This is a genomic window from Streptomyces sp. CB02414 (assembly GCF_001905385.1).
Lineage (GTDB): Bacteria > Actinomycetota > Actinomycetes > Streptomycetales > Streptomycetaceae > Streptomyces.
Window position 1 is genome coordinate 233,607 of sequence record NZ_LIPF01000008.1, and the last position, 17,201, is coordinate 250,807.

Below are 17,201 nucleotides of genomic sequence, written 5' to 3' on the forward strand. Positions count from 1 at the left end.
GTACCGAACACCGTCGTCGACCTGCGTATGCGGCCGGGCCGGAAGGAGTCGTCGCCGACCATCACCCTCGACCACTACGCCCACTTCATGCCGGAGGCTGGGCAGAAGGGGTGCAGGGCGATCGATAGCCTTCTGGGGGAGCGGGAGAGGCCCCGTCCTGACTGCCCATCCTCTGGGCCGCGACACGGAAACAACGAGGTGAGAGGCCATATGTTCACCACCCGTCCCACCCTCCAAGGCACCTTCGGCATGGTCTCCTCCACCCACTGGCTGGCCTCGCAGTCGGCGATGGCGGTGCTGGAGGACGGCGGCAACGCCTACGATGCCGCCGTGGCCGGCGCCTTCGTGCTGCACGTCGTCGAGCCGCACCTGAACGGGCCCGCCGGGGAGGTGCCGATCCTGCTCGCACCGGCGGGCGGCGAGGTGCGGGTGCTGTGCGGACAGGGCGTGGCACCGGCCGGGGCGACGATCGCGCACTACAAGGGGCTCGGCCTCGACCTCGTCCCCGGCACCGGCCCGCTCGCCGCCGCGGTCCCCGGCGCCTTCGACGCCTGGATGACGCTGCTGCGCGACCACGGCACCAAGCCGCTCCCCGACGTACTGAAGTACGCCATCGGGTACGCCGAACACGGGCACCCGCCCGTGGAGCGGATGACGGAGACCGTCGAGACCGTGCGGGAGCTCTTCGGGACGGAGTGGACCTCCTCGGCCGACATCTACCTCCCGGACGGCCGCCCGCCCCGCCCCGGCGTGCCCTTCCGCAACCCCGCTCTCGCCGCCACCTGGAAGCGGCTGCTCGCCGAGACCGCCGGTGCGGGGGACCGCGAGGCGCGGATCGACGCGGCACGGGATGTCTGGCGCACCGGGTTCGTCGCCGACGCCCTCGTACGGCAGGCCGGCCGGCCCACCATGGACACCAGCGGCGTCCGCCACACCGGCACCCTCACGGCCGCCGACCTCGCCGGCTGGTCCGCGCACTACGAGGCTCCCGCTACGTACGACTGGAACGGCTGGACCCTGTGCAAGGCAGGCCCCTGGAGCCAGGGCCCCGTCCTGCTCCAGCAGCTGGCGCTGCTCCCGCCCGAGCTGCCGCGGTACGGCTCGGCGGACTACGTCCACCTGCTGATCGAGGGCTGCAAGCTCGCCATGGCCGACCGGGAGGCCTGGTACGGGGACGCGGACGGCGCTGACGCGGTGCCGCTCGACGACCTGCTGTCGCCCGAGTACAACGCGGCACGGCGGGTGCTCGTCGGTGAGAAGGCCTCCCACGAGCTGCGGCCCGGCAGTCCGGGCGGGCGCGTTCCGCGGCTCAGCGCGCACGCGCGCGTGGCGGCCGTGGAGGGGGAGGGCCTCGACGCCCTGGGCGTCGGGGAGCCGACGGTGGCCAAGAGCCCGACGTCGCCGGTGCCGGGCGAACCGGAGGTCGCCGCCGACGGGGGCACCCGCGGCGACACCTGCCACCTGGACATAGTCGACCGCTGGGGCAACATGGTCTCGGCCACGCCCAGCGGCGGCTGGCTCCAGTCCAACCCGGTCGTGCCGGAACTGGGCTTCCCGCTCGGCACCCGGCTGCAGATGACCTGGCTGGAGGAGGGCCTGCCCAACTCGCTCACGCCGGGCCGCCGGCCGCGCACCACGCTCACGCCCTCCGTCGCGCTGCGCGACGGGGTGCCGGTGATGGCCTTCGGCACCCCCGGCGGCGACCAGCAGGACCAGTGGCAGACGCACTTCTTCCTGGCGGTCGCCCTGCGCGCGCAGGTGCGCGGCGGCCTCGACCTCCAGGGCGCCATCGACACCCCGAACTGGCACAACGACAGCTTCCCCGGCTCCTTCTTCCCACGCGGCATGCGGGCGGGCAGCGTCACCGTGGAGTCCCGCACGCCGGCCGAGGTCGTCGAGGAGCTGCGGCGCCGCGGGCACGACGTGACGGTCGGCGGGGCCTGGTCGGAGGGCCGGCTGTGCGCCGTCGCCCGGGACCCCGGGACGGGCGTGCTCTCGGCGGCGGCGAACCCGCGCGGCATGCAGGGGTACGCGGTCGGGCGCTGACCCCGCACCGCCTGTTCGCGCCGATTCCACCCGGAGTACACCACCCGGGTGGGGATTGTCAGTGGCGCGTGCTCTCATGGAGTCATGATCGAGAACAACGAAACCATCGACGAGTTTCTCGCCCGGCACGCCGACGACGTGGCGGAGGCCGTCCGCAAGGCCGCCGCCCAGGAGATCATGCCGCGCCGGCGCCGGCTGGCGTCCCACGAGATCGACGAGAAGGCCGGACCGCACGACCTGGTCACGGACGCCGACCGGCAGGCCGAGCTCTTCCTCACCGACGCCCTGTCCGCACTGCTGCCGGGCTCGGTGGTGGTCGGCGAGGAGGCGGTGCACGCCAACCCCGCCTCCTACGAGGCGATACGCGGCGAGGCGCCGGTCTGGATCGTCGACCCGGTCGACGGGACGCGGCAGTTCGTGCACGGCGACCCGGGCTTCTGCACCCTGGTCGCCCTCGCCCACCACGGTGTCGTGCGGGCCTCGTGGACCTACGCCCCGGTCCCCGACCAGCTGGCCACGGCGGTACGCGGCCAGGGCGCCTTCCTGGACGGCGAGCGCCTGCACGCCGGACCGCCCGAGCCCGGCCGCGAGCTCGACGTCGCCACCTCCCACCCGGACTACACGACCGACGAGCAGAAGCAGGCCCTGCTCGGCCTGCGCACCCCGGGCGTGGCCCCCCGCCCCTGCGGCTCGGCGGGCCTGGAGTACCTGGCCGTGGCCCGCGGTGAGCTGGACGCCACGGCGTTCAGCTGGGAAGCGGCGTGGGACCACGCGGCCGGCTTGCTCCTGGTGGAAGAGGCGGGCGGCACCCACCTCACCCGCACCGGCGAGCCCTTCCGCGTCACGGGCGGCAACGAGCTGCCGTTCACCGCGGCCCGCGACGCGGCCACGGCCCGCCGGGTGGTGGCACTGCTGGCGGGCGAGGCCTGACCACCGGGGAGAAGTTTCCCTCCGCACGGCAGATCGGCGTATCGGCAAATCCCCGTGCCCCGGTGCCCCGTCGCGTGATCGACTGTCGGCCCAGGCAGTCATCACCGGACGGACCGGAGTCACCTTGCCCATACACGTCACCGCCCTCGCCGACCCCGACCGCACCCCGTCCAGCCATCGCCTCGCGTGGCTGGCCTGCGGGGACGACGGCGCCCCGCTCGGGTACGAGTTCCTGCGCCTGTTCACGAAGGAAGGCCAGGAACACCTGGCCGAGCTGACGCTGCACGTGCACACCGCCGAGCGGCGCCGAGGGGCCGGGACCCGGCTCCTCGACACCGCGGTGGCCGCCGCGCGGGAGGACGGCCGGCGGTCGGTGGTCGCGCAGGCCGACGCGGACACGCCCGGCGACCACTTCCTCGCCGCGCGCGGCTTCCGCGAGGTGCTGGGCCTGACCTACGCCCGGCTCGCCCTGGACGAGCTCGACGCCGGCCGGACCGACGCGATCCACGCCATCGCCGACCGGCCGCACCCCGGCTACCGCCTCCTGTCATGGCGCGGCACCGTCCCCGACGAGCTCGCGCGGACCTTCGCCGCCTCCCGCCGCGCGCTGGACGACATGCCGATGGGGGACACCGACTACGGCGTCGTGGTCTGGGACGTCGAGCGGGTCCTGGCCGCCGCCAAGGCCGTCGCCGACCGCGGCGACCTGCTCACCACGGTGGTCGCCGTCGACGAGGCCGACGGCTCGATCGCCGGCTTCTCGGAGCTCGTCGTGCCGGGCGACGGCAAGGGCGACGGGCTCCACTACGGCACCGGCGTACTGCCCGAGCACCGCGGCCACGGCCTCGGCCGCTGGATGAAGGCCGAGTCGATCCGCCTCGCCCGCACCCGGCACCCCGGACTCGCCGGCCTGGTCACCGACACCGCCGACGACAACACCCACATGCGGCGCATCAACGACGCCCTGGGCTACGTCCCCACCCGCAAGGCCCTGGAGTACCAGCTCGACCTGTGACGGCCGAAGCCGGTACCCGGCCGCCACCGGCCGGGCACCGGTCCCGTCAGGCCGCCACCGTCTCCTCGGCGAGGAACTTCTCCACGAACTCCCGCGCGCGACGGTCGAAGTCGGCGTACTGCGCCTCCCGCTCGGCGCCCGCGACCGCGTCGCCCACCAGCAGGTTGCCCTCGGCGTCGATGCGCTGCGGGCGCTCCTCCGCGTCGGTGAGCAGGCCGACGGTGGAGCGGGAGAAGCCGCAGTAGTAGGCGATGCCCTCACTCAGGTTGGCCTCCAGGACGGACCGCATGCCCTCCACGACAACGTCGTCGGCGGGGGCGCCGGCCAGTCCCAGCCACAGGATGCGCTTGCCCGCGAGGCGGGGCTTGCTGCGGCCGTAGGCGAACCCGTAGTTCCACACGCGGTCGATCCATCCCTTGAGGATGGCGGGCACGCTCTGCCAGTACACCGGGAAGACGGCGACGACGACCTCGGCGGCGAGGATGCGCCGCATGTGGGCGTGCGTCTCGTCCGAGTACCGCTTCTCCCGGTTGCCCCAGTCCGGCTGGTCCGCCACGGTCATCCGCGGGTCGAACCCCTCGGCGTGCAGGTCGAGCAGGTCGCCCCGGTACCCGGCGGCTTCGAGCCGGCCGACGGTGCGACGGGCGGTGTGCGCGGTGAGGGAGTCGGTACGGTGGTGGGCGACGACCACGAGGGCCGTCCTGGCGTCACTGCTGTGCTGCGTCACGGTGTCTCCCGGCTGTCCGCGATCGGTTCGTTCTCGATCAGGTCGTTCTCGATCAGTTCGACGAGTCCAGTACAGCCGCGGTCACGTAGATGATCCATGGGAGAAACTCTCCGAAACATAGGAGATCGTCTACGATGTGCTCCGTGGATCCTTTGAGTTCTCTGCTGAGCGGCATCCGGGCCGAGGGCTCGGTCGTCAGCCACGCCGTGCTGACGGCGCCCTGGACCGTCCGCTTCGCCGACGGCGCGCCGCTCACCATGGTCAGCGTGCTGCGCGGCGGCGGCACCCTGCTGCTGCCCGACGGCACCGAGCGGGCCGTCGGCGTGGGCGACACGGCCGTCGTGCGCGGTCCCGCACCCTTCTGCCTCGCGGACCGTGCCGACACCGTCCACCGCCCGCACGCCGAGTACGAGATCGCATGCTTCACCCCGGACGCCGAATGCACGGCACAGGAACTCGGCGGCATCCGCTGGGGCACCGACCCGGACGGTGCGACCGCGCTGATCGTGGGCGCCTACCGCGCCTCCGGCCACCGCCACGAACGGCTCCTGCGCGCCCTGCCGCCCGTCCTGGTGATCAACGAGGACGTCGAGGTCTGTGCCTGGCTGGAGGCGGCCGCCGCCGACGCCGCCCAGCGCACGGCCGGTTCCCAGGCCCTGATGGACCGGCTCCTGGACTGGGCTCTGGTGTGCACCCTGCGCAACTGGTTCGACCAGGCCGGCGCCGCCGCGCCCAGCTGGTACCGCGGCCTCGCCGACCCGGTCCTCGGCCCCGCCCTCCAGGCCTTCCACGACCGGCCCGCCGAGCCCTGGACGGTGGCGTCGCTGGCCACGCGGGCCGGTGTCTCCCGGGCGCTGTTCGCCAAACGCTTCACCCAGGTGATGGACCGGCCGCCCCTCGCCTACCTCACCGAATGCCGCATGGCCGACGCCGAGGCGCTGCTGGCCGACACCGACCTCGGCATCGCCGAGATCGCCAAGTCCATCGGCTACGCGGATGCCTTCGGCTTCAGCGCCGCCTTCAAACGCCACCGGGGACTGAGCCCCAGCGGGTTCCGGGCCGCCGCGGCGGCGTGAGCCCACCCGCGACCGCGGGCTGTCGGACCCCGGGCATATCCTGATCCCCAGTGGCCATCGGCTGACGAAGGGGTCCGAAGGTGCCGTCGATGCTCGATGCGGTCGTGGTGGGAGCGGGGCCGAACGGGCTGACCGCTGCCGTGGAGCTGGCCCGCCGCGGCTTCTCCGTGGCCGTGTTCGAGGCCCAGGGCACCGTGGGCGGTGGAGCCCGCACCGAGGAACTGACCCTGCCGGGCTTCCGGCACGACCCGTGCTCCGCCGCGCACCCGCTCGGGATCAACTCACCCGCCTTCCGCGACCTGCCCCTGGAGCGGTACGGACTCCAGTGGCTGCACGCCGCGCTGCCCATGGCGCACCCCTTCCCGGACGGTTCGGCGGCCGTGCTCTCCCGGTCGGTCGGCGAGACGGCCGCCTCCTTCGGACCGCGCGACGCCGGCGCCTACCGCAGACTCGTCGAGCGCTTCCTGCCCCACTGGGACACCCTGGCCCGCGACTTCATGTCCCTGCCGCTCACCGCGCTGCCCCGCGACCCCGTCACCCTCGCCCGCTTCGGCCTGACCGGCCTGCCCCCGTCCACGTGGCTGATGCGCCGCTTCCGCGACGACAAGGCCAAGACCCTCTTCGCCGGGCTCGTCGCGCACGTCATGGCCCCGCTCGGCGGCTTCGCCACGAGCGCCATAGGCATGGTCTTCGCCCTCGCCGCGCACGCCCGCGGCTGGCCCGTGGCCCGCGGCGGCTCCCAGGCCATCTCGGACGCCCTCGCCGCCTACCTCATGGACCTCGGCGGCACCGTCCACACCGACTACGAGGTCAAGCGCCTCGACGACCTGCCGCCGGCCCGCGCCTACGTCTTCGACACCTCGCCCACCGCCCTGGCCCGCATCGCCGGCCTCGGCAACCACTACGCCGGCTACCGGTACGGGCCCGGTGTCTTCAAGATCGACTACGCCCTGGACGGCCCCGTCCCGTGGACCGCCGAGGAGCCCCGCACCGCCGGCACCGTGCAGATCGGCGCCAGCAGCGCGGAGGTCGGCGCCGCGCTGAACGCCGCCTCCCGCGAGGGCCGCGCCCCCGACGCGCCGTTCCTCATCACCACGCAGCCCAGCGTCGCCGACCCCACCCGGGCCCCCGAGGGCAAGCACGTCTTCTGGGCGTACGGACACGTCCCCAACGGCTGGACCGGCGACCTCACCGACGCCATCGAACGCCAACTGGAGCGCTTCGCGCCCGGCTTCCGCGACCGGGTCCTGGCCCGCGCCACCGCCGGCCCGCCCCAACTGGCCGCCCGCAACGCCAACTACGTCGGCGGGGACATCGCGGCCGGCGCCGCCTCCGGCCTCCAGCTCCTGCTGCGCCCCAAGCTGTCCCTGTTCCCGTACGCCACCCCGCACCCGGCCGTCTACATCTGCTCGTCGGCCACCCCGCCGGGCCCCGGCGTCCACGGCATGTCGGGGCACAACGCGGCGAAGGCCGTCTGGCGCAGACTGCGGCAGACCTGACCGCGGACCGGAGCCGATCGGAGACCCCCCATGACCGGACACCGGACATGACCACCATCACCCTCGTCCAGGGTGACATCACCCGCGAGAGCGCCGACGCGATCGTCAACGCGGCCAACTCCTCACTCCTCGGCGGAGGCGGCGTCGACGGCGCCATCCACCGGCGCGGCGGCCCCGCCATCCTCGCGGAGTGCCGCAGGCTCCGCGCCTCGCAGTACGGCAAGGGCCTTCCCACCGGCCAGGCGGTCGCCACCACCGCGGGCGACCTGGCCGCCCGCTGGGTGATCCACACGGTCGGCCCGGTGCACCAGGCCTCGGGCAGCGATCCCGGGCTGCTCGCCTCCTGCTACCGGGAGTCGCTGCGGGTGGCCGACGAACTGGGCGCCCGTACGGTCGCGTTCCCGGCGATCTCCACCGGCGTGTACCGGTGGCCGATGGACGACGCGGCCCGCATCGCCGTCGAAACGGTGCGGCACACGCCGACCGCCGTCGAAGAGGTGAGGTTCGTGCTCTTCGACGACCGGGCGTACGAGGCGTTCGCCCGTCACTGCTGAGGGCCGCTGCCGGAGATCTGTTCGCGCACCCATGCCGGATCGGGGTTGGTGTGCGGCCGGCCCGACACGACGACCGTCGGCACGGTCTCGTTGCCGTCGTTGGCGGCCCGCACCACCGCGGCTCCGTCCGGGTCGCGCCAGATGTCGACCCAGTGCAACCGGCGGGCGCCGCGGCCCAGCCGGAGGCGCAGCCGTAGGCAGTACGTGCAGCCAGGACGCCAGTAGACGACTGGCCGGCCGTCGGCCAGGCTGCGGCGTCGTGCCTCCCGCGCACCGATCGACCTCGGGAAGATCAGGGGCGAGTTCACGGCTGAGAGCGCCAGGAACGCCGGCAGGAGTACGGCGGCCGTGCCGGTGTCCCCCTTGAGGAAGAGACCGGTCGCGAGGACCGAGCCGCAGAGCGCGAGCAGCGTCGGCGGGATCCAGGCGCGCATCATGACGCCGCAGGAGACGCAGACGCCGCGGCGGCGGGCGCGCGCGGGGTGCGCACCCCCTCGATCACGAGGTCCAGAAGCCGGCCCGCCTGCGATCCGTCATCGCCTTCGCCTTCGCCTTCGTGCGAGGCGAGCGAGATGGCGCTGACCAGCGCGAGAAGATCATCGGCCCGGACGCCGGTCCGCACGGTGCCCGCCTGCCGGGCCCGGTCGAGCAGTTCACCGGCCGTGGCGGTGATCATCGCCGCGCAGCCGTCGCTCTCCTCCAGCAGGTCGGCGTCCCGGCCGTCGCGCAGCAACGACCCGACCAGACCGCGGCTGGCCGCCGCATACGTGGTGAAGTCCCGCAGCCAGGCGAAGAGCGCGATGCCCGGCTCGCCGTGCGCCGCGTGCTCCCGTGCCCGGGCGCACAGTGCCTCCGCGCGGTCGCGGAAGACGACTTCCAGGAGCGAGCGCCGGGAGGGGAAGTGCCGGTGCAGGGTCGCGGAGCCGACCCCGGCGCGGCGGGCGATCTCTTCCAGGGAGGCGTCGGCGCCGTGGGCTGTGAAGATCTCCTCGGCCGCGACGACGATGCGTTCGTAGTTGCGCCGGGCGTCCGCGCGCATGGGACCTCGCGCCCTGCTGCCGACCACCATGACCTCCAGGATTGCCAAACGGGGTGCCGCTCCGGTTATCGTACCCGGCATAAGTGGGGGCCCACCCCGTTTCTGGCGTGGGGACCGCGGAGAGTCAGGAGAACCGCATGCGTGCTGTGCAGTACGACCGTTTCGGCCCGCCCGACGTGCTCCACGTCGCCGAGGTGCCGAAGCCCGTCCCGGGGCGGCGGGAGGTGCTGGTCGAGGTGTACGGGGCCGGCGTGGACGCGGGGGAGACCGCCTTCCGCGCGGGCCGGATGCGCGGCATCACCCGTACCGCCTTCCCCCGCGGTACGGGCGGCGACTTCGCCGGCCGGGTCGCGGCGGTGGGCGCGGAGGTGCGCGGTCGCCAGCCCGGGGACAGGGTGTGGGGAGTCATGCCGCACTTCACCTTCGGTGCCACCGCCGAGTACGTCGCCGTTCCCGCGGACCGGCTCGCCGCGGCGCCCGGGAATATCGGCCTGCTGGAAGCCGCCGCCCTCCCGGTGTCGGGCACCACCGCGCTCACCGCGCTGACGGACAAGGCCCGCCTCGTTCCCGGCGAGCGGCTCCTGGTCCGCGGTGCCGCCGGAGGCGTCGGCAGCCTCGCCGTGCAACTGGGCAAGGCGCTCGGTGCGCACGTCACCGCGCTCGCCGGCGCCCGGAACCTCGACCGGGTCGCCGCACTGGGCGCCGACACGGTGCTCGACTACCGCGCGACCCGGCCGGACGGCCTCGGCCGCTTCGACGTCATCGTCGACCTGGTGGGCACCGGACTCGGCGCCTACCAGGCCCGGCTCACCCGGAACGGACGCATGATCGCCCTCGCCTTCGACCCGGACCGCGTCGTCGCCTCCATGCTCACCACCGGACTGCGTGCCGCCCTCCGGCCGCGGCGGATCAAGCTGTTCAGCAACAACCCGCCTCCCGAGCGCCTGGCGGAACTCACCCGGCGCGTCGAGAACGGGGACCTCCGGCCCGTGGTCCACGCGGCCCTGCCGATGGACGACATCGCCGACGCCCACCGCGGGCTCGAGGCGGGAGGCGTGCACGGAAAGTACGTCGTGGACATGGGTCGTTCGCGTGGTGACGACAGGCCCTAGGTCCTGTCGTCAAATTCCCGCCTGCCCGGCGACGACAGGCCCTAGGGTGCCCTCACGCGCGAGGAGCCCGCCCGCGCGCCCCGCACGCTCCCCCACCTGGCTTGACGCTTCTATTGCGACTGATGTGCAATAACCCCGCACCAACAACAAATGTGGGGGAGACATGACAACCCGTCGAACGCGTCGGACCCGTCGGACCCGTCGGACCCGTCGGATACGGAGTGCCGCCGCCGTGGCGGCGTTCGCCGCGGGGGTCACCGCGTGCTCCGCGCCCGGGAACGGCGGGGCGGGCGGCGACGCCAAGGCGTCCGAGTCCGTGGTGATCGGGGTGGCCTCCGAGCCGGACACCCTCAGCCCGCTGCTGGGCTACGGCAAGGACGGAAACTCCAAGATCTTCGACGGGCTGCTGGCCCGCGACACCGACCTGAAGCTGAAGCCCGCGCTCGCGACCGCGCTGCCGAAGATCACCGACGGCGGCAAGACGTACACGTACGACCTGCGCGACGGCGTGAAGTTCAGCGACGGCGAACCGCTGACCGCCGAGGACGTGGTCTACACGTACCGCACCGTCCTCGACGAGAAGACCAACAACACCGCCCGCAGCGAGCTGGACGCCGTCAAGGACGTCCGCGCGAAGGGCGACGACACCGTCGTCTTCTCCCTCAAGTACCCGTACGCGCCCTTCGCCGCCCGCACGGTGCTGCCCATCGTCCCCGAGCACGTCGCCGGCGGCCAGGACCCCAACACCGGCGACTTCAACACCGAGCCGGTCGGCACCGGGCCGTACGTCCTCACCGACTGGAGCAAGGGCGAGAAGCTCACCTTCAAGGCCAACCCGCACTACTGGGGCGGCGAGCCCGCGGTGAAGTCGTTCACCATGGCGATCGTCGCCGACGACAACGTGCGCGCCACCCGGCTGCGCTCCGGCGACCTCGACGGCGCCGTCCTGCCGCCCAACCTCGCCGCCACCTTCGAGAAGGACGACGACAAGCGCACCTACCAGGCGCGGTCGTACGACTTCCGTGCCGTCACCCTGCCCACCGAGAACAAGGTCACCGGCGACCGCGCGATCCGGCGCGCCCTGGACGCCGCCGTGGACCGCCAGGCCATGGTCGACCAGATCCTGAACGGCGCGGGCCGGCCGGCGTACGGGCCGCTGCCCGTCGACGACCCCTGGTACGACCGCGGCATCGAGCGCCCGCACGACCTCGCCAAGGCCAAGCGCATCCTGGACGAGGCCGACTGGAAGACGGGCTCCGACGGCATCCGCGCCAAGGACGGGCAGCGGGCCACCTTCACCCTCTACTACCCCACGGGCGACAAGGTCCGCCAGGACCACGCCCTCGCCTACGCCTCCGACGCCAAGAAGGCCGGCATCGAGGTCAAGGTGGAGGGCGCCACCTGGGAGGTCATCGAGCCGCGGATGAAGCACGACGCCGTCCTGGCGGGCCTCGGCAGCGTCGGCGATCCGGACTTCGGCCTCTACACGATGCTGCACTCCTCCCTTGCCTACGACGGCTTCAACAACATGGCCGGCTACGACAACCCGGTGGTGGACGAGGCGCTGGACGCCGGCCGCCGCACCCAGGACCCTCAGCGGCGCGCGGCCGCCTACGACAAGGTCCAGCAGGCCCTGGTCGAGGACCCCGGCTGCACCTTCCTCACCCACATCGACCACCTCTACGTCCTCGCCGACCGCTGGGACGGGCTGACCACGCAGCTGGAGCCGCACGAGCACGGCTTCGCCAGCGGGCCCTGGTGGAACCTCGAGGACTGGCAGCCGAAGAAGTGACCCGATCCCCCCGGAGGCTGCCCTGGGGAGCGATGGCACGGCTGGCGGGCCGGCGGGCGCTGTTCGCCGTCCCCGCCGTCCTCGTCGTCACCTTCGGCGTCTTCGCCATCGCCGCCGCCTCCCCGTTCGACCCCGTCAAGGCGTACGCCGGTACCGCCGCGCTCCGCGCCGACCAGGAGACCCTGGACCGGCTGCGCGACAACCTCGGTGTGGACCAGTCGTTCGTCGTCCGCTGGTGGGACTGGCTGACCGCCGCCCTCACCGGCGACCTCGGCCACTCCCCGGTGATGCGGCAGCCGGTGGCCGAGGTGATCGGCGAGCGCCTCGTCTGGTCCGCCCTGCTGTGCGCCGTGGCCTTCGCCGTCGCCGTCCTGGCCGGCACGCTCCTCGGTGTGCTGGCCGCCCGCCGCCCCGGCTCGATGCTCGACCGGGCGGTCACCTCCCTCGCGTACGTCCTGGAGGCGGCGCCGGTCTTCTGGATCGCGCTGCTCGCCGTGTGGCTGTTCGCCCTCCAGTGGGACGTCCTGCCGGCGGGCGGACTGACGGACACCGCCAGCGCACAGGTCACCCCGGGGCAGGTCGCCAGCCACCTCGTGCTGCCCGCCGGCGTGCTCGCCGTCTCCCAGCTGCCGTGGTTCACGCTGTACGTGCGCCAGGGCGTCGGCGACGCCCTCGCGGAGGACCCGGTGCGCGGCGCGCGGGCGCGCGGCATCGGCGAGGGCACCGTCCTGTTCGGGCACGCCCTGCGCTCCGGCCTGCTGCCGGTGCTCACCCTGATCGGCTCCCGCGTTCCCGAACTCATCACCGGGGCCCTGCTGGTGGAGACCGTCTTCAGCTGGCCGGGCATCGCCGCGGCCACCGTCGAGGCGGCCACCGCCGTCGACTTCCCGCTGCTGGCCGCCCTGACCGTGCTCGCCACCGCCGCCGTCCTCGCCGGCAACCTGCTCGCCGACCTGCTCTACGGACTGTTCGACCCGAGGGTGAAGCTCAGTGAAATGTGACTCCGATGACTGACATCGCCGCGCAGAAGGCCGAGAGGTCCGAGAAGGCCGACAAGAACCCCGGCACCGGCCCCCTGTGGCGCGCCCGCGGCACCGACCGCCGCTCCACCCGCACCCTGCGCCTGCGCGTCTCCGCCGCACTGCTGACGCTGACGGTCCTCGCGGTGCTGCTCGTGCCGCCGCTGGTGCAGCTCGACCAGCAGGCCGTCGACCTCGCCGCCAAGCTGCAGGCGCCCAGCTGGGCCCACCCGTTCGGCACCGACGACGTGGGCCGGGACCTGCTGCTGCGCTGCGTCTACGGCCTGCGCGTCTCGCTGCTCGTCGGGGTCGCCGCGGCCCTGACGGCGACGGTCGTCGGCACCGCGGTGGGCGCCACCGCGGGGGCGCTGGGCGGCTGGGTCGACCGCGCCGTCATGCGCGTCGTCGACACCATCTCCTCCGTGCCCCACCTGCTGCTCGGCATCTTCATCGTCGCGATGTTCCGGCCGGGCGTGTGGCCCGTGGTGATCTCCGTGGCCCTCACCCACTGGCTGTCCACCGCCCGCATCGTCCGCGCCGAGGTGCTGTCCCTGCGCTCGCGCCCCTACGTCGACGCGGCCGTCTCCGGCGGGGCCTCCCGCTGGCGGGTGGCCGTACGGCACCTGCTGCCGGGGGTGCTGCCCCAGGCCGCGCTGGCCGCCGTACTGATGGTGCCGCACGCCATGTGGCACGAGTCGGCGCTGTCCTTCCTCGGCCTCGGACTGCCCACGCACACCGCGAGCCTCGGCAACCTCATCCAGGAGGCGCGCGGTTCGCTGCTCGCCGGGCAGTGGTGGCCGACCCTCTTCCCGGGCCTGTTCCTCATCGTCCCCACCCTCGCCGTCGCCGGTCTCGCGGGCGCCTGGCGGGAGCGGATCAACCCCCGTCGCCGATCGGAGCTGATGCTGTGACCGAGCGAGCCCCCGTGCTGTCGGTGCGCGGTCTGTCGGTGCGCTTCCTGATGCCGGGCGGGCGCCGTGTCGCCGCCGTCACCGACGCGCACTTCGACGTGGCGGCCGGCGAGTGCCTGGCCCTGATCGGCGAGAGCGGCTGCGGCAAGTCCGTCCTCGCCTCCGCCCTGCTGGGCCTGCTGCCCGGCAACGCCCGGACCGCCGGCGCCGCCCGCCTCGGCGACCTCGACCTGCTCACCGCGGACGAGCGGACCTTCGCCCGCACCGTACGGGGCCGGCTCATCGGCCTCGTCCCGCAGAGCCCGGCCGCCCACCTCACCCCCGTACGCACCATCCGCTCCCAGCTGGAGGAGACGGTCGCGCAGCTCACCGACGTCCGCGGCCGCACCGCCCTGCGCGCCGCCGCCGAGGCCGCCGCCGAGCGCGCCGCCTTCCCGGTGGACCACCTCGACCACCACCCGCACGAACTCTCCGGGGGCCTCGCCCAGCGCGCCGCCACCGCCCTGGCCCTCGTCGGCGACGCCCCGCTGCTGCTCGCCGACGAGCCGACCACCGGACTCGACCGGGACCTCGTGGACCGCACCGTCGACGAGCTGCGGCGACATGTCGACAAGAAGACGGACGACCAGAGTCGCGCCCTGCTGATGATCACCCACGACCTCGCCGCCGCCGAACGCATCGCCGACCGGATCGCCGTGATGTACGCGGGTCGCATCGTCGAACTCGCCGACGCCGCGGATTTCTTCGGCGCCCCCGGCCCCCGCCACCCCTACAGCCGGGGCCTGCTCGACGCCCTGCCCGACCGCGCCTTCACCCCCATCCCCGGCCTGCCGCCGGAACTCGGCGACCTCCCGGACGGCTGCGCCTTCGCCGCCCGCTGCGACCGCGCGACCGACGCCTGCACCGCCCTGCCGCCCCTGACCGCCACGGTCGCCTGCCACCACCCGCACGCCGCGCTCACGGAGGCCGCCGACCGTGCTTGAACTGAGCGCCATCACCGCCGGATACGCCAGGAACGCGCCCGTGTTCCGGGACGTCTCGCTGTCCGTCGAGCCGGGCGAGGCCGTCGGGCTGCTCGGCCCCAGCGGCTGCGGCAAGTCCACCCTCGCCCGCGTCGCGGCCCTGCTCCACCACCCCGACTCCGGTGCCCTGGTGGTCGACGGCACCCCCGTGCGCCGCTGGCGCCACCGCGCCCCGCGCGCGCAGCGCACCGCCTTCGGTGTCGTCTTCCAGCAGGCGAGGCTCTCCGCCGACCCCCGCCTCGCGCTCACCGACCTGATCGCCGAGCCGCTGCGCGCCACCGGCCGGCGCGAGGAGGCCGCCGGCCGGGTCGCCGAACTCGCCGCCACCGTGGGGCTCACCGCCGACCTCCTCGGCAGGCGCCCGCACGAGGTCAGCGACGGACAGTTGCAGCGCGCCTGTCTCGCCCGCGCCCTCGTGCTGCGCCCGCGCTGGCTGGTGTGCGACGAGGTGACGGCGATGCTCGACGCCTCGACCACCGCCGCGCTGGTCCGTGTCGTGGAGGACTACCGCGCCGAGACCGGGGCGGGGCTGCTGACCGTCGGTCACGACCGCGTCCTCCTCGACCGCTGGTGCGACCGCACCGTCGAGTGGGACACCCTGACGCACCCCTGACCCGCACCCCTGTCCCGCCCCCTGCCCCGCCCTCCCTGGGCCAGAATCCGAGCCTCCGCTCGACATGCATCGGTCAAGCGCGGTCCACGAGCACAGCAGCCGGGGTTCACCCGGCGCCGTTTGCCTGGTTGTCGTCCGGCCGTCCGTCCACTGGAGGTTCGATGACCCCGCCGCGCACCAGCTCCCCGAACTCGCTGAAGAGAAGGGGCTTCCTCGGTATCGCGGGTGCCGCCGGCGCCGGTGCGGTGCTGCTCGGCACCGGTGCCGCGCCCGTCGCTTCCGCCACCCCGGGACGCGTCCCGGGCGACCCGTTCCAGCTCGGCGTCGCATCCGGCGACCCGCTCCCCGACGGCGTGGTGCTGTGGACCCGCCTCGCCCCCAAGCCCCTCGACGAGGACGGCGGCATGCCCAACCGCCCCGTCGCCGTGCGCTGGGAGATCGCCCTCGACGAGCGCTTCCGGAAGGTCGTCCGGCGCGGCGTCGAGCACGCCGTGCCCGCCGAGGCGCACACCGTCCACGCCGACGTACGGGGCCTGCGCCCGCACCACGAGTACTACTACCGCTTCCGCGCCGGAAACGCGGTGTCGCCCGTCGGCCGCACCCGCACCGCCCCGGCCCCCGGTACCTCGCCCACGGTCGACTTCGCCTTCGCCTCCTGCGCCAACTGGGAACAGGGCCACTTCACGGCGTACCGGCACATGGCCGAGGAGCGCCCCGACGTGGTCTTCCACCTCGGCGACTACCTCTACGAGTACGCCGCCGGCGTCAACGGCAAGGTGCGCACCCACCACGGCGACGAGATGAACACCCTCGCCGAATACCGCCAGCGCCACGCCCAGTACAAGACCGACCCCGACCTCAGGCTGCTGCACGCCACCGCGCCCTTCGTCGTCACCTGGGACGACCACGAGACCGACAACAACTACGCCGACCTGAGCCCCGAGAACAACGACGCCGGCCAGGGCAACGACACCACCGCGCACTTCGCCGCCCGCCGCCGGGCCGCTTACCAGGCCTACTGGGAGCACATGCCGCTGCGCCGCTTCCGCAAGCCGGTGGACACGGCGCTGCCGCTGTACCGGCGCCTGGAGTACGGGTCCACCGCGACCTTCAGCGTGCTGGACACCCGCCAGTACCGCACCAATCAGCCCTACGGCGACAAGTGGCAGGTCTCCGGGCCGGACCAGTGGGACCCGAAGGCCACCATCCTCGGCGACGAGCAGCACGCCTGGCTGGAGCGGAGCCTCGCCCGGTCCCGCTCCACCTGGAACGTGGTCCCGCAGCAGATCTACTTCGCGAACTGGGACGCCGTCGCCGGCCCGGACGACGGCGGCTACAACGACGGCTGGGACGGCTACCGCGCCTCCCGCGACCGGGTCCTCGGCTACGTCGAGGAGCGCCGCGTCGACAACTTCGTGGTCCTCACCGGCGACGTGCACAACAACTGGACCAACGACCTGCGCCGCGACTTCGAGCGCCCCGAGACCCGGCTGCTGGGCAGCGAGTTCGTCACCACGTCGATCACCTCGGGCGGCGACGGCTCGGCCACCCACGACCCCGGCCAGGTGTACTGGGACGAGAACCCGCACACCAAGTACTACAGCAGCCGCCGGGGCTACGTCCGCTGCTCCGTCTCCAAGCGGCAGTACACGGCCGACTACCGCGTGGTCGACTACGTCACCCGGCCCGGCGCCCCGGTCCGCACCGACAAGTCGTTCGTGATCGAGGCGGGCGTGCCCGGCGTCCAGGAGGCCTGAGCGCCGACCTCCATCAGGAACCAACAAAGTCCGACGGGGTAATTGATTCGGTTGTGTTCGGGTTCTAGGGTGTGCCTGACTCAGTAGTC

General features: G+C 73.5%; 16 protein-coding genes. 13 read left to right on the top strand and 3 right to left on the bottom strand.

All coding sequences use genetic code 11. From position 1 onward, the window contains the following. Positions 1-210 precede the first annotated feature (210 nt). The 3 genes from AMK11_RS26275 (at position 211) to AMK11_RS26285 (ending at position 3,991) form a co-directional block, all read left to right on the top strand. Positions 211-2,046 carry a gamma-glutamyltransferase family protein gene (locus AMK11_RS26275; RefSeq protein WP_073730533.1) on the top strand — a complete coding sequence of 612 codons (1,836 nt, stop codon included), beginning with the start codon at positions 211-213 and terminating at the stop codon, positions 2,044-2,046. An 84-nt stretch (positions 2,047-2,130) separates the two neighbouring features. Next, positions 2,131-2,976 (top strand): inositol monophosphatase family protein, encoded by an 846-nt coding sequence (locus AMK11_RS26280; protein WP_073730534.1) that lies wholly within the window; start codon positions 2,131-2,133, stop codon positions 2,974-2,976. Positions 2,977-3,100: 124 nt separating this feature from the next. Further along, positions 3,101-3,991, top strand: a complete 891-nt coding sequence (locus AMK11_RS26285; protein WP_073730535.1) for a GNAT family N-acetyltransferase — start codon at positions 3,101-3,103, stop codon at positions 3,989-3,991. Positions 3,992-4,037: 46 nt separating this feature from the next. On the opposite strand, the gene AMK11_RS26290 is transcribed toward AMK11_RS26285, so the two are convergent. Further along, positions 4,038-4,718, bottom strand: a complete 681-nt coding sequence (locus tag AMK11_RS26290; RefSeq protein ID WP_073730536.1) for an NAD(P)H oxidoreductase — start codon at positions 4,716-4,718, stop codon at positions 4,038-4,040. 143 nt (positions 4,719-4,861) lie between these two features. Here AMK11_RS26290 and AMK11_RS26295 point away from each other — a divergent pair, with 143 nt between their 5' ends. The 3 genes from AMK11_RS26295 to AMK11_RS26305 all read left to right on the top strand — a co-directional run bounded on the left by AMK11_RS26295 (position 4,862) and on the right by AMK11_RS26305 (position 7,847). Beyond that, on the top strand, positions 4,862-5,794 hold the full coding sequence (locus AMK11_RS26295; RefSeq protein ID WP_443333931.1) for an AraC family transcriptional regulator: 933 nt from the start codon (positions 4,862-4,864) through the stop codon (positions 5,792-5,794). An 89-nt stretch (positions 5,795-5,883) separates the two neighbouring features. Beyond that, complete coding sequence (locus AMK11_RS26300; RefSeq protein WP_073730538.1) at positions 5,884-7,293, top strand: phytoene desaturase family protein; 1,410 nt, start codon at positions 5,884-5,886, stop codon at positions 7,291-7,293. A gap of 47 nt (positions 7,294-7,340) precedes the next feature. Continuing rightward, positions 7,341-7,847, top strand: a complete 507-nt coding sequence (locus AMK11_RS26305; protein WP_073730539.1) for an O-acetyl-ADP-ribose deacetylase — start codon at positions 7,341-7,343, stop codon at positions 7,845-7,847. Here AMK11_RS26305 and AMK11_RS26310 read toward each other — a convergent pair. Beyond that, on the bottom strand, positions 7,838-8,284 hold the full coding sequence (locus tag AMK11_RS26310; RefSeq protein WP_073730540.1) for a glutaredoxin domain-containing protein: 447 nt from the start codon (positions 8,282-8,284) through the stop codon (positions 7,838-7,840). The two genes, AMK11_RS26305 and AMK11_RS26310, sit on opposite strands and share 10 nt — an antisense overlap. Continuing rightward, positions 8,281-8,934, bottom strand: a complete 654-nt coding sequence (locus AMK11_RS26315; RefSeq protein ID WP_338012659.1) for a TetR/AcrR family transcriptional regulator — start codon at positions 8,932-8,934, stop codon at positions 8,281-8,283. The genes AMK11_RS26310 and AMK11_RS26315 overlap by 4 nt, the downstream gene beginning before the upstream one ends. Positions 8,935-9,023: 89 nt before the next feature. Here AMK11_RS26315 and AMK11_RS26320 point away from each other — a divergent pair, with 89 nt between their 5' ends. From AMK11_RS26320 to AMK11_RS26350, 7 genes are all read left to right on the top strand, one after another. Next, positions 9,024-9,998: an NAD(P)-dependent alcohol dehydrogenase gene (locus tag AMK11_RS26320; RefSeq protein WP_073730542.1), complete on the top strand. Its 975-nt coding sequence runs from the start codon at positions 9,024-9,026 to the stop codon at positions 9,996-9,998. A 163-nt stretch (positions 9,999-10,161) separates the two neighbouring features. Beyond that, positions 10,162-11,790, top strand: a complete 1,629-nt coding sequence (locus AMK11_RS26325) for an ABC transporter substrate-binding protein (RefSeq protein WP_073730543.1) — start codon at positions 10,162-10,164, stop codon at positions 11,788-11,790. A gap of 32 nt (positions 11,791-11,822) precedes the next feature. Then, positions 11,823-12,791, top strand: coding sequence for an ABC transporter permease (locus AMK11_RS26330; protein ID WP_073730544.1), 969 nt, complete (start codon positions 11,823-11,825; stop codon positions 12,789-12,791). Between the two features lie 5 nt (positions 12,792-12,796). Then, positions 12,797-13,720 carry an ABC transporter permease gene (locus AMK11_RS26335; RefSeq protein WP_073730545.1) on the top strand — a complete coding sequence of 308 codons (924 nt, stop codon included), beginning with the start codon at positions 12,797-12,799 and terminating at the stop codon, positions 13,718-13,720. Next, on the top strand, positions 13,717-14,703 hold the full coding sequence (locus tag AMK11_RS26340; protein ID WP_073730546.1) for an ABC transporter ATP-binding protein: 987 nt from the start codon (positions 13,717-13,719) through the stop codon (positions 14,701-14,703). The genes AMK11_RS26335 and AMK11_RS26340 overlap by 4 nt, the downstream gene beginning before the upstream one ends. Further along, positions 14,696-15,355: an ABC transporter ATP-binding protein gene (locus tag AMK11_RS26345; protein ID WP_073730547.1), complete on the top strand. Its 660-nt coding sequence runs from the start codon at positions 14,696-14,698 to the stop codon at positions 15,353-15,355. The genes AMK11_RS26340 and AMK11_RS26345 overlap by 8 nt, the downstream gene beginning before the upstream one ends. Before the next feature lie 161 nt (positions 15,356-15,516). Continuing rightward, positions 15,517-17,112, top strand: a complete 1,596-nt coding sequence (locus tag AMK11_RS26350; RefSeq protein WP_073730548.1) for an alkaline phosphatase D family protein — start codon at positions 15,517-15,519, stop codon at positions 17,110-17,112. Positions 17,113-17,201 lie beyond the last annotated feature (89 nt).

Excerpts from the sequence above, each read along its gene's own strand:
- AMK11_RS26350 (WP_073730548.1), top strand. The coding sequence starts at position 15,517 with ATGACCCCGCCGCGCACCAGCTCCCCGAACTCGCTGAAGAGAAGGGGC.
- AMK11_RS26280 (WP_073730534.1), top strand. The coding sequence starts at position 2,131 with ATGATCGAGAACAACGAAACCATCGACGAGTTTCTCGCCCGGCACGCC.
- AMK11_RS26305 (WP_073730539.1), top strand. The coding sequence starts at position 7,341 with ATGACCACCATCACCCTCGTCCAGGGTGACATCACCCGCGAGAGCGCC.
- AMK11_RS26330 (WP_073730544.1), top strand. The coding sequence starts at position 11,823 with ATGGCACGGCTGGCGGGCCGGCGGGCGCTGTTCGCCGTCCCCGCCGTC.
- AMK11_RS26335 (WP_073730545.1), top strand. The coding sequence starts at position 12,797 with ATGACTGACATCGCCGCGCAGAAGGCCGAGAGGTCCGAGAAGGCCGAC.
- AMK11_RS26310 (WP_073730540.1), bottom strand. The coding sequence starts at position 8,284 with ATGATGCGCGCCTGGATCCCGCCGACGCTGCTCGCGCTCTGCGGCTCG.
- AMK11_RS26320 (WP_073730542.1), top strand. The coding sequence starts at position 9,024 with ATGCGTGCTGTGCAGTACGACCGTTTCGGCCCGCCCGACGTGCTCCAC.
- AMK11_RS26300 (WP_073730538.1), top strand. The coding sequence starts at position 5,884 with ATGCTCGATGCGGTCGTGGTGGGAGCGGGGCCGAACGGGCTGACCGCT.
- AMK11_RS26325 (WP_073730543.1), top strand. The coding sequence starts at position 10,162 with ATGACAACCCGTCGAACGCGTCGGACCCGTCGGACCCGTCGGACCCGT.
- AMK11_RS26275 (WP_073730533.1), top strand. The coding sequence starts at position 211 with ATGTTCACCACCCGTCCCACCCTCCAAGGCACCTTCGGCATGGTCTCC.